We start from the raw sequence: 14,869 nt of genomic DNA on the forward strand, positions 1-14,869 counted from the left end.
TTTTAACCGGATTTGAAATCTAACATTAGCTGCTAAGTGAAATCTGCTATGATGAACAAGCAGAGACAAAGATAAGGAGATTCTATTTGGATTCGGCTAACACCTTGATTTTATTGTGTGGCTTGCTGCTGGTTGTCAGTATCTTAGCCGCTGTAGCATCCAACCGGCTGGGTGCACCTGTGCTGCTGACCTTTTTATTAATTGGTATGTTAGCGGGTGAGCAAGGTGTATTAGGTGTCGAGTTTAATAACCCGGATGTCGCATTTTTTATTGGCTCTGCGGCCTTGGTCATTATTTTGTTTGACGGTGGTATGCGAACGCACCCCGAGCGCTTTAGGGTGGCACTTTGGCCGGCTATTAGTCTGGCAACCATAGGTGTTGCATTAACCTGCACTCTGGTGGCTTCTGCCGCGGTCTATTGGTTTGGTTTACCCTGGCCTGCGGCTTTACTAATGGGAGCTATACTCAGCTCAACAGATGCCGCGGCAGTGTTTGGTATATTTCAGTCCCGTGGATTGCAGATTAAAGAGCGGGTTGCATCAACCCTTGAGATAGAGTCGGGTAGTAACGACCCCATGGCCGTTATTCTGACTTTAACCATGACCGGTGCCGTAGCCAATGGCAACTTCCCAGACTGGTACTGGGTAGGCATGGATATTATCTGGCAGTTAATTGGCGGTCTGACCATAGGTTGGTTAGGTGGTCGGTTATTCATTATTGCGGCACGTAAGTTGCCTCTTAGTTTTAGCTTCTTTCCATTGCTGGCGGTAGCCTGCGCTATTTCCATTTATGCGCTAACAGCAAAACTCCATGCCAGTGGATTTCTGGCGGTCTATTTAATGGGTTTTGTTATTGGTAATGCACGACTTCCCCAACTGGTGCATATACTGCAGGTACAGGATGGTCTTGCGTGGTTAAGTCAGATAGCTATGTTCCTGATTCTGGGGCTGCTTGTTGTGCCTTCTCATTTAATGGCTAATGCGCCGTTGGCTGTGGGTATTGCCTTTACCTTAATTTTTATTGCCCGTCCGTTAGCTGTCGTTATTAGTTTATTGCCATTTAGCTTTCCCTGGCGTGAACAGGTGTTTATCAGCTGGGTGGGTTTAAGAGGCGCTGTTCCTATCATACTGGCGTTATTCCCCTGGCTGAGTGGCGTACCCGAGCAAGAGTTGTATTTTGATATTGCCTTTGTGGTGGTGATGATTTCGCTCATTATTCAGGGATGGAGTATTGCACCTGTGGCTCGTTGGTTAGGGCTTGAGGTGCCGCTAAAAGCTAAACCTCAGCAGCGTATGCCGCTGTCCTCAGTTCCCAGCAAGGAAGCGTTAGAAGTCTGGCTTTATCAAATAGACAAAAACTCGCCAGCTTGTGACCATACCTGGAAGGAGCTAAAACTAACGGCTCCGGCTACTTTTGTTGGGTTAATTCGCGATGGCGAATGGTTACAGCCAGAAACTCAGCCTATGGTGGAAGAGGGTGATGGCCTACTGGTCGCCGCAACGGTAAACGATATTGATGAAGTGAGCAGAATTCTCGCATCAGGAGGTAAGGGCTTAAAAGTATCGGAGAAAGACTTCTTTGGTGACTTTACTTTACGTGGCGACCTGACGCTGGCCGATGTCGGCAGTTTCTATCCTCTGGGTAACCTGGACGATGCGCTACTGAGTACCACTATTGCTGATTACTTCTCGCAGAAATTCCATCGCCGCGTTGTTATTGGTGACAATATACGTTTGGGCGACGTCATTCTGACAGTAAGGAAAATCAGTGATAAAGGTGATATTCAGTCGATAGGTGTTAAGCCGGTTTAAAGCTAGTCGTTTAACCAGAACTCCTGGTTAAATTTAAACTGTTGCTCACCAACCTGAATGGTAAAACGCAGGGTTTCAGCATTAGAGTACTCAAACTGAGCCAGATAATAACTGGCATCACCTTCTGTCACCTGTTGAAAATCGAGCTCTTGTATCTGCCCCAGCGGATTAACCACTTGCCCGGTTACCCCGGGTGTTTGCGCTTTTTGAGTGTTTTTATCCAATACCGCAATATTGAGCACGCCTTTCGATGCGCTGCGGGTTAAGTCGTATTGCGTCGCAATAGAGGGAGATAAAGAGGTGGAGTTAAAAGCGCTGTAGTGAACATCCCAGTCGCCGAGCGTCTCTTTCTGTTCAGCCATGACAATGCCTGAAAATATTAAAGAAACGACCATTACTGTTTTAACAAAGAATGCTTTACTCATCACTTTTTCCTCCACCAGTAGCGTTAAACGCCAATGAGTATGCGTAGAAATTGCAGGGCAATAATGACAACCAGTACCGATAAATCTAAGCCCCCAATTGGAGGAAGAATTTTACGTACAGGCGCTAATAACGGCTCTGTGATTTGATGTAGCATGGCTTCTACCGGGTTGTACCCCTGTGAGAACCAGCTGAGTATTGCCCGAATAACCAGTACCCAGAACAACATTGACAGCAAACTGCTTACAGCCGTTAATATTCCCTGAATAACAATCACCAGCGGGTCAACAACTAAGTTGTTAAGCCAGACCAGCGCCGCTACTTTTAGCATGCCTAATGCTAACGCAAAAATTAAGCTGGCTGTGTCCAACTTGCCCAGCATTGGCATAAAGCTGCGCAACGGACCCACTACTGGCTGGGTTGCCTTATAAATAAATTGACTGACCGGGTTATAAAAGTCAGCCTGAGTTAACTGCATCCAGAGTCTCAGCAGGACAATGATCAGATAAAGATCAATTATGGTTGCGACTAAAAATGTAAGGGCGTTATTCATAATGACTCCTAAAAGAGTTTCGCCATTTCCTGATTGCGGTTAACCGCGGCTTTAACCGCTTTTTCCGAAATGCCGTGTAAGTCTGAGTCTTGATAAGCTTCAACACCCTTGGCCGTTGAACCGCCTTTGCTGGTGACTTGTTTGCGTAAGTCTTCCAGTGATAATTCACTTTCCTTCGCCATTTGAGCGGCACCTAAACAGGTTTGCTGAACCATAGCGCGGGCTTTTTCGGCATCAAAACCAAGCTCTGTTGCAGCTTTTGCCAGGCTGTCCATAAACTCGAAAAAGTAAGCTGGTCCGCTTCCGGCTACAGCACCGAGAATATCGAGCTGATCTTCGTCACTAACCCAGAGAGTTTCACCTACGCCATTAAAGGCTTCGGTTACAAAGTTTTTATCCGCTTCGTCAACGGAATCGTCCGTAACTAAACCTGACATGCCCTGACCTACCAGTGACGGCGTATTTGGCATAACCCGGATAATACGGATGTTTTCGCCTAAATACTCGCGGTATTTTGGAATACGAATACCTGCTGCAATGGTAATAATCAATTTGTCTGTCAGGTTGTGAACGTTTTCACGTAAGTGAGCGCAAACTTCTGCCATTAACTGAGGCTTAACCGATAGTACGATAGCGTCAGCGTTATTCACCACTTCCAGATTGTCGTTACTGGTATTTACGCCCAGTTCGGACTTCATCTTTTCTAATTTGGCGTCACTTGGGTTACTGACCCAGACTTTATCAGCAGGGTAACCGCTTTTACACATACCGCCGACAATGCTTTGTGTCATATTTCCTGCGCCAATGAAGGCAATATTCCGAATGTCGTTCATTAGGACTCCCGTTCTCCAAAAATTGCTGTTCCAATACGTACCATGTTAGCACCCTCAAGCACTGCTTGTCGCATATCACCTGACATCCCCATGGATAAGGTATCAATTTGCGCTCCATAGGTTTGTTGCAGTTGCTCATAAAGGCGAAACATGTGCTGAAAACTTTGCTTGCGTTGTTCTTCCGTTGTTCCTGCTTTGAGTATGGTCATTAAGCCGCGTAATTTAAGCTTTGAGCAGCTCATCACATACTCAGCTAATTCTTCAACTTGCTCTGGCGCCAGACCCGACTTGTTGTCATCGTCGTCAATATTCACCTGTAGTAAAATGTTGAGTTGCTCGAGACTGTCTGGGCGCTGTTCATTCAGGCGGCGAGCTATTTTTTCCCGCTCCACGCTTTGTACCCAGCCAAAGTGCTGAGCTATGTCTTTGGTTTTGTTCGACTGAACCGGGCCGATAAAATGCCAATGTACCGGCTCGGAAGTTTGTTCTTTTAGCTGAGTAATTTTATCAACGGCTTCCTGAACATAGTTTTCGCCGAAATGCATTTGTCCGGCGGCAATAGCGGCTTTTATCGCATCCAAAGAGTGCTTTTTACTCACCGCCAGCAATTTTACTGACTGCTGGTGTGGCGATTTTTCAGATAAAATCTGCAATTGCTGACGTATTTCCGCGAGATTATTTGTTATCTTTTCTGCTACCTTAGTTGTCATTGCCACCGTCATCTCACTTATTCGGGGATAAGATATATGAATGTTAACGAATTACTGGCCTTCAGTGTGAAACAAAATGCTTCGGACTTACATTTGTCCTCCGGCAGTGTCCCTATGATTAGAGTGGATGGGGACATTCGTCCGCTAAATCAACCCGAGCACCAGCCGGATGAGCTGAAAGACATGTTGTTTGAGGTGATGACTAAAGGTCAGTGGCAGGAGTTCGAAGAAAAACTTGAGTGTGATTTTTCGTTTGAAATTGAAGGTGTCGCGCGTTTCCGTGCCAACGTGTTTACCCAACGCAAAGGCATTGCTGCCGCTTTTCGCATGATCCCCGCGGAAGTCACCACTTTAGAACAACTGGATGCTCCGGAAATCTTTAAGGACATTGTCAGTGCTAACCGGGGTTTAGTGTTGGTAACCGGACCGACCGGCTCCGGTAAATCAACCACATTGGCGGCCATGGTGAATTATTTGAACCAAAACCGCTCGTTGCATATTTTGACCATTGAAGACCCAATAGAATTTGTTCATGACAATCAAAAAAGTCTGGTCAGTCAGCGCGAAGTACACAGGGATACTCTTAGTTTTAGTGCGGCGCTTCGCTCAGCGCTGCGTGAAGACCCTGATGTGATTCTGGTGGGTGAAATGCGCGATTTAGAAACCATCCGTTTAGCTATGACGGCAGCTGAAACCGGGCACTTAGTTTTAGGTACCTTGCATACTACCTCTGCGCCAAAAACCATTGACCGTATTATTGACGTATTTCCGGGTGATGATAAACCCATGATTCGTTCTATGCTGTCGGAATCTTTGCGTGCCGTTATTTCGCAGAGCTTGCTGAAACGAGTAGGGGGCGGTCGTGTTGCCGCACATGAAATTATGCTGTCATCGCCCGCTATTAAGAACTTGATTCGCGAAGACAAAGTGGCGCAAATGTACTCTTCTATCCAAACCGGAGCAGAGCGGGGCATGCAAACATTAGATCAGGCGCTCAAGAAATTACTGGCTCGTGGCGATATAGAAGCAGAAGAGGCGCGCCACTGTGCGGTGACTAAAGAGGATTTCTAATGCTAATACGGGTCGTTTGGCTGCTTCTGTTGTTGGGGGGGGCGTTTAGCGCAGCTGCACAGCAGACAACACGAGTGGCTTTTGGCTGTTGCATTGACCATACCAAGCGACAGGAAGTCTGGGATGCGATTAATCATGCGCAGCCTGAAGTCTTTGTGTTCCTGGGCGATACTATTGACGAGAACGCCGGTGATATGGACGACTTACTGGATGCCTATGAGGTGTTTAACCGGTACCGTGGGCCGCGGGTTCTGCGGCGCAACTCTGCGGTTATGTCGGTATGGAACCGCAACGACTACAGTCTGGATGATAAGAGCGGAAAAAATAACCCGAATCGCTATGCTGTTCGCAACCACTTTCTGACTTTCTGGCGTGAACCGGCAACCTCGGAACGTTTGTTTCAAAGCCATGGTATTGCGAAGAGTGTGATTTTTGGGAATGAACCGCAACGTGTGCAGGTTATTGTTCTGGATGGCCGCTGGAACCGTGACCCACTGAGCCAGGTGGGCTGGGTAGAGCGTCAGACTCGCCGATTTAATGCTGATTTAGGCCCTTATCAGTCGAATAATACGGGCGATTTGCTGGGTGATGAACAATGGCAGTGGCTTGCGGAGCAATTACAACAGCCTGCCGAAGTCCGCATTATTATGAGCGCGACACCGGTAATAGCTCCTGCTAACGGCTATGACAGCTGGGCACTATACTTGCGCGAACAAAATCGTTTAAAAGAGCTGCTAACCGAACTGAAGCCTTCGGGATTATTGCTGGCCAGTGGTGGCCGCTTGTTTGGTGAGTTCGCTAAGTCAGATGAATTCCTGTCTTATCCACTCTGGCAGGTGACTCCGGGGTCTGTTAACTTTGACGGTGAAACGCCTTACTCGTCTGTTTATCGCGACGGTGAAGCATATGCCGAAAGCCGTTATGGTCAAATTGAAGTCATTTGGAAAGAGCAGCCGGAACTGGAGTTAACACTCCGCGATGTTGACGGCCGGCCGCTCGATACTCGTAAACTCAACCTTAGTCAGTTACAACCAGATTAGGCGGTTTACGGTGTTTAGTTTTCCCAAAAGTGTTCTAACTTCAGCGAGTCATGCGAATAAAAATCAGGTAAAATAGCGTCAATTGTCGGTAAATAGCAGAATTGGTTAGTATTATGCGGGTATTGGGTATTGAAACGTCTTGTGATGAAACGGGTGTTGCGGTGTACGACACCGAAAAAGGCTTATTAGCCCACCAGTTGTACTCGCAGGTGAAACTGCATGCCGACTACGGCGGCGTAGTGCCCGAGCTGGCATCTCGTGACCACGTGCGCAAGACCTTACCGTTGATTAAAGCTGCGCTCAAAGAGGCCGGGATTTCGCATCAGCAACTGGATGGTATTGCTTATACAATGGGGCCTGGGCTGGTTGGTGCTCTGTTAGTTGGTGCTTGTATTGGTCGTAGTCTGGCTTTTGGATGGAATTTACCCGCGGTTGGAGTTCATCATATGGAAGGCCATTTGCTGGCGCCTATGCTGGAAGAAAACCAGCCCGAATTTCCTTTTGTCGCCTTGTTGGTTTCCGGCGGGCATACTCAACTGGTTCAAGTAAAAGGTATAGGCGATTATCATTTGCTGGGCGAATCAGTAGACGACGCCGCAGGCGAGGCTTTTGATAAAACAGCTAAGCTAATGGGGCTTGATTATCCCGGGGGGCCGCGATTGGCTGCTTTGGCTGAACAGGGCAACAGCGATCGTTTTACCTTTCCCAGACCAATGACAGACAGACCAGGTCTTAATTTTTCTTTCAGTGGTTTGAAAACTTCTGCGGCTAATACTCTGGCCGCTAATGACAGTGATGAGCAGACCCTGGCGGATATTGCGCGGGCATTTGAAGATGCGGTGGTTGATACCTTGGTGATTAAATGTCGCCGGGCGCTAAAAGAAACCGGTTACAAGCGTTTGGTCGTTGCCGGTGGGGTCAGTGCCAATAAGCATTTACGCGCAAAACTTGAAGCTTTATTAGAAAAACAAAAGGGCCAGATATTTTACCCGCGTACGGAATTTTGTACTGATAACGGTGCGATGATCGCCTTAGCGGGCGCTCTGCGTTTAGAAGCGGGAGAACGTGAGCCATTGGCAGTGAAAACACACCCAAGATGGCCGATGACAGATTTGAAACCCATGGTGAATATTAGCGACGCCGTTTAAAGGCTTTTTCTTCGCCGGAGGACAAGCGCAGAATATTGGCCTGGTGACGCCAGAGTATTAATAGCGAAATCATAATAACCGGCACTGTGTATTGGGGTTTTATCCAATAGGCATAAAAGGGTGCCAGACAGACGGTTACTAAAGCCGCTAAAGAGGATACCCGGCTGACACGGAAAACCAGTAACCAGGTGGCAATGAGCAACAACGCCATTTCCCAGGCAACCGGAAACATAGCACCTAAGGCGGTAGCAACAGCTTTGCCGCCACGAAAATGAAAGTAAAGCGGAAAAATATGGCCAAGGCAGGCTGCAACCGCAATTAGCCCAAGGAAAAAGGGCTCAATGCCGAGAAAGTAAGAGCCCCACACCGGAACCATACCTTTTAAAACATCAAACCAAAGAGTTAATAACGCAGGGATTTTTCCGCCAACCCGGTAAACATTCGTGGCTCCGGGGTTGCCGGAACCTTCTTTGCGCGGGTCAGGTAAGCCCCAAAGCCGGCAGATAACCACAGCGCTACTGATAGAGCCCAGAAGGTAGGCTGAAAGTATCATCAGTAAAGTAAGCGCTGTCATGGGGTACGAATCCCTCGTTGGTTAAGGTAGACTGCGATTAAAACTCAATGTCCCTAGAATAAGCGGTTTTTTGGGCAATTACCACGGGTTAACACAAATGGAACAAGCAGATATTGATGTCGTTAGCATTGAAGGCTTAACCGTAGAAACCATCATTGGTGTCTATGACTGGGAAAAAGAAAAAAACAGCAGTTGGTGCTGGATATTCAGATGAGCTGGGACAACCAGCGCGCGGCAGTTACTGACAATATTGACGACGCTTTAGATTATGCACTGGTGAGCGAGCGAGTGTCGGCCTGGGTAGCAGAGAAGCCGCGTCAGCTCATAGAAACGGTTGCTGAAGGCGTTGCCAGCCTCATTTTGAATGAATTCGGTGTGCAGAACGTTGAAGTGCGGGTGGCTAAACCCGGAGCTGTGCCTAATGCTAAAACGGTGGCTGTAAGCGTTCGCCGAAGTGTTTTCGACAGCCCATTTGGGTAAGAGGATAAGTTGTGGCGCAAGTTTTTCTCGGAATAGGTTCTAATACGGATCGTGAAAAACATATTCGGGCAGGGTTGAAAGCCATTGCAAAGAGCTTTACCTGGCAACAACGCTCAAGAATTTTTCGCAGTGCCTCGGTAGGGTTTTCCGGAAGTGATTTTTACAATCTGGTGGTGGAGGTAATAACCAACCTTTCTGTTACCGAAGTTCTGGCTGAATGCAAGCGCATTGAGCAGGAAAACGGACGGATTCCGGGCAGTGCTAAGTTCAGCCCGCGAACATTAGACATTGATGTCTTATTGTATGATGACGTTATTCGGGAGCAACAACCGCAGTTGCCCCGTGGCGAAATTCTTGAAAATGCCTTTGTGCTCTGGCCACTGGCTGAAATAGCCGGGCACCACCTGCATCCGCTTTTAAATGTGAGTTACGAGCAGTTGTGGGAGCAATACCAGCAGACTCATAAAGACTCACCGCAACAATTAGAGCCTATTAGCGACACTTCTTGGCTGGAAGGTTAATTCAATGCCTCAGCCAGTATCTGCTCACGCTGTTCGCGTAAAGCATCGCCCAAGGCTTTACCGGTAAAGCCCTGCTGCTGCAAAGTCCCAGCATTAAGCGCTGCGGCTTTTTCTGCCCCCGAACGTAACTTTTTATGCTGAGCAGCAATACTTTTCTGCTGCTTAGATTCACTATATTCAGCTTGCCGTAACTGTAGCAACTGCTCCAGCTTCTCCGGTCGGCGCCAGTAGTCAATTTGTTTCAGTAGTGCAGCCAATTGAGCTTTTTCTGGGAGCTCCGGTGTGGTAATGAAATCTTCATGATTTCTTGCCAGCAAAGCGCTGTCACGATAATGATTCGGTATGGCCAGTTGCCTGCAGAACTGCTTCAGGCTCTCAGGGGTTTCTTGCTCTATAAATAAGCTGGCAAATCTTAGCGTCACTGAATCGGAATAAGCCGATGTTCTTTGCAATCGTTGCAGTTGTGAATCATCGGCGGTTATTCCGGGTAACACCTGAGAAAGCGCCTGTATGTCTCTAAGCAGAGTTAAAAAGACAGTTGGCGTTTGGGTTAACAGTGACTTCTCCCATTCCCGCCAGACCCTTTCCGGGACTAAGTGACTGAGTTCCTGACTGGCTGACATTTCCTGCAGCATTTGCTGAGTCTCTTCGGCGACGGTAAAATCTAAGTGGGCAAAACGTGCGGCAAAGCGCGCCACTCTTAATACCCTTAGCGGATCCTCAGTAAAAGCCTCAGAAACATGGCGTAACTTGCGCGCTTTAATATCTTGCACGCCATTGTATGGATCGACTATTTCACCGTCCTCACTTTGCGCAATGGCGTTAATGGTTAAATCCCGGCGGGCTAAATCATCTTCCAGAGTCACATCGGGAGAGGCAAAAACGTCAAAGCTGGTGTGGCCTTTGCCGGATTTTCGTTCAGTCCGGGCCAGTGCGTATTCTTCGCGGGTACTGGGGTGCAGGAACACCGGGAAGTCTTTACCAACTTGCAGAAACCCCTGTTTCAGCAAGTCTTCTGCACGGGCACCGACCACTACCCAGTCGCGTTCGTGTACTGGTAATTTCAGAAGTTTATCGCGTACTGCGCCACCAACTAAGTATACGTCCACTGTTCACCTCAACTTTGTTTGGCATGATCATGTCGAATCACTGGTCGATGTGCAAGCAAGTCGTTACACTGTTGAACAAATAATATTATCAGCACAGTAGCGGGCCGATATGTATCAGAACTATTTTGGTCTTCAGGCAGAGCCTTTCTCCATTGCCCCGGACCCAAATTACCTTTACCTGAGTGAACGGCATCAGGAGGCTTTGGCGCATCTTACACAGGGGCTACAAGGCAGCGGTGGTTTTATTCTGTTAACCGGGGAAGTGGGCACAGGTAAAACCACGGTATCCAGAGCGTTACTGGAGCAGTTGCCCGAGTCAACGGAAACGGCGTTCATCCTCAACCCTATGTTGAATGAAGATGAACTGCTTGCCAGCCTGTGCGATGAGTTTGGTATTCGTTATCAAAAGCGCTCTGCGACCCGTAAAACACTGACCGATAAGCTCAGCCAGTTTTTTCTGAAAGCTAATGATGATGGCCGCCAATGTGTGGTGCTCATTGATGAAGCTCAGCATTTGCGACCACAGGTTCTGGAACAGCTGAGGTTACTGACCAACTTAGAAACTCATGATCGTAAATTGCTTCGGGTCATTTTAATTGGTCAGCCGGAATTACAGGACTTACTGCGCCGACAGGAGCTTCGTCAACTGGCACAGCGTATTACCGCCCGCTATCATATTTTGCCGCTGACAGAGCAGGACACGCAACGCTACATTGCTTACCGCCTGCAGGTGGCTGGCGCAAACCGGCCTTTGTTTACTGCTGCTGCAGGAAGGAAGGCACACCAATTAACCCAGGGTATTCCCCGCTTATTAAATCTTTATTGTGACCGGGCATTGTTGGCAGCTTATACGGAATCCAGTAGCGAAGTGTTGCCAAGGCATATAAAGCAAGCGCATATTGAGCTGAATGGCACTACCGGTAGTCGGAATAGACAGCCGCACTCAGCTTTATGGCGTTGGGCGGGGGCTTTTTTGCTTCTTGTCGCCAGCGCGGTTGGCAGTTACACCCTGATTAACGATACGGAAAAACCGTTGGACGCAACGTCCAGCAGTCAGTATCAGGCCGCAAAAGAGTTGGCGAGTGTCTGGGGCTTGCCCGAACCGCCGGTAGATACTGATTTTTGTCAGTGGATAGAACAATATGATCTCGTCTGTCTTGAGTTAAACCAGAGCCTGCAGCAACTGCGCAGCATTAATTACCCGGCATTGCTTTATAGGCGAGATAAAAGCGCCGATTTAATAACCGATGGTACGGCGATAGATACTAATGGCTGGAACGGGGCTTTCCTTATTTTGTATCAACAGCCGCTGGCTGAAAGTGACGACGCACACCAACAGTGGGTTCGTGAACAGCTGATAAAACACCTGGGTTCTAAATGGCAAAGCAAGTCATCGGACGAGCAATTTAAAGAGCTGCAAAAAAGCCAGGGGCTAAGGGTAACCGGGAAACTAGATGAAGCGACAATGGCATGGCTGGCATCACGCGCGTCTGACTTTGGGCCCAGATTGAGTAAAGAAAGCGAATGAAAAAAGCGAGTAAAGAGAGCAAATAATGTCATCCTTATTAAAAGCATTAAAGCAGCAACAGTCGCCATTATTAAAACAAACCTCGGTGCTTGATGCCTCGCTTATGGCTAACGATAAACACGGCCGTAGCTGGAGTTGGTTACTTTGGCCTTTGGTGCTTATTCTCGGCGCAGTGCTGGGCTCTGCCGGAGCGGTATGGCTTGGTGAAACAAACCAGTCTGAACGTCCTGAAGCGGAAGGCTTCCGGTGGGGAGAAACCGCCAGTATTGAATCGGTTGAATGGGAAGCAGAACCCGAACCCGTTCCGGAAGAAGAACCCGAAGTAACACAGAGTGCTGGTCAACAGCAATCGTCAGAATCGGAGCCAACGGGACAAGCGGGGTCACAGCGGCAAGCTCTGGATCTTTCGACTGTTTCGCCAGATTTGTTGCAGCGTTTTGAAGCGGCAGTGAATGATACTAGTAGTAGCGATGATAATAGAGCCGATACCAGTGTGATACCCTCGTTAAGTGAACTTTCGCGCTCGTTTCAGCGACAGGTTCCGGCGTTTAGTTACGATAGCCATATGTATCGCTCCAGTGCATCTCAGCGGTGGATTGAGCTGAACGGACGGCGACTTTACGAGGGCGACGCGTTAAATCAACTGACAATATTGCGAATAGAACCGCAAAAGGTGGTTTTGGTGAAAGACTCACAGGCATTCTCCCAGCCCGCTTTAGAAGACTGGCAACCATAGAAATTATTGACATCCTGCGAAGGGATTCATACTCTTGTGCGATACAGTTTAAACAGGCGTTTAAATTATTAGTTTGAACGCTTTGTAATTTCTACAAGAGGTAATGATATGGCTGACTACAGAGCTCCCCGCGACGACATGGATTTTGTTTTGCATGATGTATTCCGCGTTGCTGATGACTGGCAGCAGACTCCGGAACTTGCCGACATGATGGACGTTGAAACCGCTGGCGCTATTCTTGATGAAGGTGCAAAAGTTGCGGAAAACTTGGTTGCGCCCATAGCCCGCGAAGCAGACGAAGAAGGTGTTAAGTTTAAAGACGGCGAGGTGACAACACCTAAAGGCTATAAAGAGAACTTTCGCCAGTTGGCTGAAGGTGGCTGGGTTGGTGTAACGGCAAATCCTGATTTTGGCGGCATGGGTTTGCCGAAATCTTTATCTGCTCAGTACGAAGAAATGCTTTGCAGCGCCGACATAGCCTTTTCTCTTTATCCGGGCTTAACCTCCGGCGCTATAATGGCAATTAACTCACATGGCAGTGATGAGCTGAAGAACCATTATTTACCGCGTATGGTTTCGGGGGAATGGGCAGGTACCATGTGCCTGACCGAACCTCATGCCGGTACGGATTTAGGCATTATTCGCAGTAAGGCTATTCCCGCGCAAGACGGTAGTTTCTCACTTAGCGGCACCAAAATATTTATTACCGGCGGTGAGCATGACTTAACCGACAATATTGTCCACCTGGTGTTGGCTAAATTGCCTGACGCACCGGCGGGTACAAAAGGTATATCGTTGTTTGTGGTGCCTAAGTTTTTATCCGACGAGCAGGGTAACCTGACCGAACGCAACAATGTTAGCTGCGGTTCTATTGAACACAAAATGGGGATTCACGCGTCAGCAACCTGTGTGATGAACTTTGATGGAGCTAAGGCCTGGCTGGTTGGTGAGCCTCATCGCGGTTTACCCGCTATGTTTACCATGATGAACTATGAGCGATTAGGCGTTGGTATTCAGGGGCTGGGCGCAGCAGAACGTTCGTATCAGAATGCTCTGGAGTACGCGAAAGACCGTATTCAGGGGCGTGGTGCAAAAGCAACTCGTAACGACCAGGCCGAAGCCGACTCAATTTTAGTGCATGGTGATGTGCGCCGTATGTTGCTGACCATGAAGTCTCTGACTGAAGGTGGTCGTGCGTTTTCTACCTGGGTTGGGCAGCAGCTCGATCGTTCAAAATACGCCGCAGATGATCAGGTTCGACAAAAAGCCGACGCCATGGTGGCGTTATTAACGCCTGTTGCGAAAGCATTTTTAACCGACACTGGACTGGAGTCGACCATTCATGGCCAACAGGTTTTCGGCGGGCACGGTTATGTCAGGGAATGGGGCCAGGAGCAATTGGTTCGCGATACCCGTATAGCTCAAATATACGAAGGCACTAATGGCATTCAGGCTCTGGACTTGCTGGGCCGTAAAGTTTTTGGTTCACAAGGTCAGCTACTGCAGCCATTTAATGAAGAGATTCAAAGCTTTCTGGATGAAACGGTTACTGGCAGCGAATGGATAAAGCAGCGTGAGCAATTGCAGCAGGCGCTAAATATCCTCAATGGTGTCAGTGAGGAAGTACTGCAAAAAGCAGCTGGTGATGAGAACTTAGTGAACAGTGTGGCGGTTGAGTATCTGCATCTGGTAGGCTATGTTTCTTACGCTTACCTGTGGTTGAAAATGGCAATAGCCGCCGAGCCACTATTAAGCGACAAGCCATACCTTGCAACTAAAGCAAAAACGGCACGTTTCTATTTTGCCCGCATTTTGCCTCGCATTCATAGCCTGGCAGCTGCGATAAAAGATGGTAGTGAAAGCCTTTACTTACATAGTGACGATGAATTCTAAAAACGAAAAAAAAGAAAGCAATGCACTGACGTTTTATCGTGATAGTCGCCGCCCTCAGGCCTGGGGCGGCTTCTTTTTAGCGATATGGATGGCAATTTATATTGGTGACGCGGTTCCCTTGTGGATTATCGTTACAGGCGCGCTGCTGACCATGGCTATTGTTATGGTAATTGTGGTGAAGTTTAGACCATTACAGCCTGCTGCTTTTTATCAGAACCTTGAGTTAACGGAAAAACGCCTCATTTTACCCCCCAGAACTTATCAGTTGGAACACCCGCCGGTACTGCAGCAGTATGAAAAAGATTTAGCCGGTTTGAGTTTTGTGGATGAAAAAGGGCGCAGGCAGGAAATTATTGTCGTTTTAAATGACAGCCTCAAACCGCAACTGGAAAATTACCAGATAGAGCTAAAAAGTTGCGAAGAAATAAACGAAGAATAA

At 48.1% G+C, this 14,869-nt stretch carries 16 protein-coding genes; 10 read left to right on the plus strand and 6 right to left on the minus strand.

Annotated elements, in window-relative coordinates; all coding sequences use genetic code 11:
* The first annotated feature begins 86 nt into the window (after positions 1-86).
* Positions 87-1,811, plus strand: coding sequence for a potassium/proton antiporter (locus RJ32_RS11650; protein ID WP_034822474.1), 1,725 nt, complete (start codon positions 87-89; stop codon positions 1,809-1,811).
* 2 nt (positions 1,812-1,813) lie between these two features.
* On the opposite strand, the gene RJ32_RS11655 is transcribed toward RJ32_RS11650, so the two are convergent.
* The 4 genes from RJ32_RS11655 to RJ32_RS11670 are packed head-to-tail and all read right to left on the minus strand — an operon-like array spanning position 1,814 to position 4,330.
* On the minus strand, positions 1,814-2,236 hold the full coding sequence (locus RJ32_RS11655) for a DUF4426 domain-containing protein (protein ID WP_034822476.1): 423 nt from the start codon (positions 2,234-2,236) through the stop codon (positions 1,814-1,816).
* A 23-nt stretch (positions 2,237-2,259) separates the two neighbouring features.
* Positions 2,260-2,787, minus strand: a complete 528-nt coding sequence (locus tag RJ32_RS11660) for a YggT family protein (protein ID WP_034822478.1) — start codon at positions 2,785-2,787, stop codon at positions 2,260-2,262.
* 8 nt (positions 2,788-2,795) lie between these two features.
* The gene (gene proC / locus RJ32_RS11665; RefSeq protein ID WP_011235203.1) at positions 2,796-3,620 is read right to left on the minus strand and encodes a pyrroline-5-carboxylate reductase; all 825 of its coding nucleotides are present in this window, start codon (positions 3,618-3,620) and stop codon (positions 2,796-2,798) included.
* Entirely contained in the window at positions 3,620-4,330 is a 711-nt protein-coding gene (locus RJ32_RS11670; protein ID WP_034822480.1) for a YggS family pyridoxal phosphate-dependent enzyme, read from the minus strand. The genes proC and RJ32_RS11670 overlap by 1 nt, the downstream gene beginning before the upstream one ends.
* Before the next feature lie 36 nt (positions 4,331-4,366).
* Here RJ32_RS11670 and RJ32_RS11675 point away from each other — a divergent pair, with 36 nt between their 5' ends.
* The 3 genes from RJ32_RS11675 (at position 4,367) to tsaD (ending at position 7,589) form a co-directional block, all read left to right on the plus strand.
* Positions 4,367-5,401 carry a type IV pilus twitching motility protein PilT gene (locus RJ32_RS11675; RefSeq protein ID WP_034822483.1) on the plus strand — a complete coding sequence of 345 codons (1,035 nt, stop codon included), beginning with the start codon at positions 4,367-4,369 and terminating at the stop codon, positions 5,399-5,401.
* On the plus strand, positions 5,401-6,441 hold the full coding sequence (locus RJ32_RS11680) for a phosphodiesterase (protein WP_034822484.1): 1,041 nt from the start codon (positions 5,401-5,403) through the stop codon (positions 6,439-6,441). The genes RJ32_RS11675 and RJ32_RS11680 overlap by 1 nt, the downstream gene beginning before the upstream one ends.
* A 113-nt stretch (positions 6,442-6,554) precedes the next feature.
* A complete protein-coding gene (gene tsaD, locus RJ32_RS11685; protein ID WP_011235198.1) occupies positions 6,555-7,589 on the plus strand; it encodes a tRNA (adenosine(37)-N6)-threonylcarbamoyltransferase complex transferase subunit TsaD in 1,035 nt (344 codons plus the stop codon).
* Here tsaD and plsY read toward each other — a convergent pair.
* Positions 7,573-8,163 carry a glycerol-3-phosphate 1-O-acyltransferase PlsY gene (plsY, locus tag RJ32_RS11690; protein ID WP_011235197.1) on the minus strand — a complete coding sequence of 197 codons (591 nt, stop codon included), beginning with the start codon at positions 8,161-8,163 and terminating at the stop codon, positions 7,573-7,575. The genes tsaD and plsY overlap by 17 nt on opposite strands.
* A gap of 210 nt (positions 8,164-8,373) precedes the next feature.
* Here plsY and RJ32_RS11695 point away from each other — a divergent pair, with 210 nt between their 5' ends.
* The gene (locus RJ32_RS11695; RefSeq protein ID WP_370543304.1) at positions 8,374-8,643 is read left to right on the plus strand and encodes a dihydroneopterin aldolase; all 270 of its coding nucleotides are present in this window, start codon (positions 8,374-8,376) and stop codon (positions 8,641-8,643) included.
* A gap of 11 nt (positions 8,644-8,654) precedes the next feature.
* Positions 8,655-9,164, plus strand: coding sequence for a 2-amino-4-hydroxy-6-hydroxymethyldihydropteridine diphosphokinase (folK, locus tag RJ32_RS11700; RefSeq protein ID WP_011235195.1), 510 nt, complete (start codon positions 8,655-8,657; stop codon positions 9,162-9,164).
* On the opposite strand, the gene RJ32_RS11705 is transcribed toward folK, so the two are convergent.
* A complete protein-coding gene (locus RJ32_RS11705; protein ID WP_011235194.1) occupies positions 9,161-10,273 on the minus strand; it encodes a CCA-adding enzyme in 1,113 nt (370 codons plus the stop codon). The two genes, folK and RJ32_RS11705, sit on opposite strands and share 4 nt — an antisense overlap.
* 109 nt (positions 10,274-10,382) lie before the next feature.
* Between RJ32_RS11705 and RJ32_RS11710 the strand changes: the two genes are divergently transcribed.
* The 4 genes from RJ32_RS11710 to RJ32_RS11725 all read left to right on the plus strand — a co-directional run bounded on the left by RJ32_RS11710 (position 10,383) and on the right by RJ32_RS11725 (position 14,869).
* Positions 10,383-11,801, plus strand: coding sequence for an ExeA family protein (locus tag RJ32_RS11710; RefSeq protein WP_034822487.1), 1,419 nt, complete (start codon positions 10,383-10,385; stop codon positions 11,799-11,801).
* A 25-nt stretch (positions 11,802-11,826) separates the two neighbouring features.
* Positions 11,827-12,537 carry a general secretion pathway protein GspB gene (locus RJ32_RS11715; RefSeq protein ID WP_034822489.1) on the plus strand — a complete coding sequence of 237 codons (711 nt, stop codon included), beginning with the start codon at positions 11,827-11,829 and terminating at the stop codon, positions 12,535-12,537.
* A gap of 108 nt (positions 12,538-12,645) precedes the next feature.
* Positions 12,646-14,430 carry an acyl-CoA dehydrogenase C-terminal domain-containing protein gene (locus tag RJ32_RS11720; RefSeq protein ID WP_034822491.1) on the plus strand — a complete coding sequence of 595 codons (1,785 nt, stop codon included), beginning with the start codon at positions 12,646-12,648 and terminating at the stop codon, positions 14,428-14,430.
* Positions 14,420-14,869 carry a hypothetical protein gene (locus tag RJ32_RS11725; RefSeq protein WP_034822492.1) on the plus strand — a complete coding sequence of 150 codons (450 nt, stop codon included), beginning with the start codon at positions 14,420-14,422 and terminating at the stop codon, positions 14,867-14,869. The genes RJ32_RS11720 and RJ32_RS11725 overlap by 11 nt, the downstream gene beginning before the upstream one ends.

This window comes from Idiomarina sp. 28-8 (assembly GCF_000320945.2).
Taxonomy (GTDB): Bacteria; Pseudomonadota; Gammaproteobacteria; order Enterobacterales; family Alteromonadaceae; genus Idiomarina; species Idiomarina loihiensis.

Excerpts from the sequence above, each read along its gene's own strand:
- RJ32_RS11655 (WP_034822476.1), bottom strand. The coding sequence starts at position 2,236 with ATGAGTAAAGCATTCTTTGTTAAAACAGTAATGGTCGTTTCTTTAATA.
- RJ32_RS11660 (WP_034822478.1), bottom strand. The coding sequence starts at position 2,787 with ATGAATAACGCCCTTACATTTTTAGTCGCAACCATAATTGATCTTTAT.
- proC (WP_011235203.1), bottom strand. The coding sequence starts at position 3,620 with ATGAACGACATTCGGAATATTGCCTTCATTGGCGCAGGAAATATGACA.
- RJ32_RS11670 (WP_034822480.1), bottom strand. The coding sequence starts at position 4,330 with ATGACAACTAAGGTAGCAGAAAAGATAACAAATAATCTCGCGGAAATA.
- RJ32_RS11675 (WP_034822483.1), top strand. The coding sequence starts at position 4,367 with ATGAATGTTAACGAATTACTGGCCTTCAGTGTGAAACAAAATGCTTCG.
- RJ32_RS11680 (WP_034822484.1), top strand. The coding sequence starts at position 5,401 with ATGCTAATACGGGTCGTTTGGCTGCTTCTGTTGTTGGGGGGGGCGTTT.
- tsaD (WP_011235198.1), top strand. The coding sequence starts at position 6,555 with ATGCGGGTATTGGGTATTGAAACGTCTTGTGATGAAACGGGTGTTGCG.
- plsY (WP_011235197.1), bottom strand. The coding sequence starts at position 8,163 with ATGACAGCGCTTACTTTACTGATGATACTTTCAGCCTACCTTCTGGGC.
- RJ32_RS11695 (WP_370543304.1), top strand. The coding sequence starts at position 8,374 with ATGAGCTGGGACAACCAGCGCGCGGCAGTTACTGACAATATTGACGAC.
- RJ32_RS11710 (WP_034822487.1), top strand. The coding sequence starts at position 10,383 with ATGTATCAGAACTATTTTGGTCTTCAGGCAGAGCCTTTCTCCATTGCC.
- RJ32_RS11715 (WP_034822489.1), top strand. The coding sequence starts at position 11,827 with ATGTCATCCTTATTAAAAGCATTAAAGCAGCAACAGTCGCCATTATTA.
- RJ32_RS11720 (WP_034822491.1), top strand. The coding sequence starts at position 12,646 with ATGGCTGACTACAGAGCTCCCCGCGACGACATGGATTTTGTTTTGCAT.
- RJ32_RS11725 (WP_034822492.1), top strand. The coding sequence starts at position 14,420 with ATGAATTCTAAAAACGAAAAAAAAGAAAGCAATGCACTGACGTTTTAT.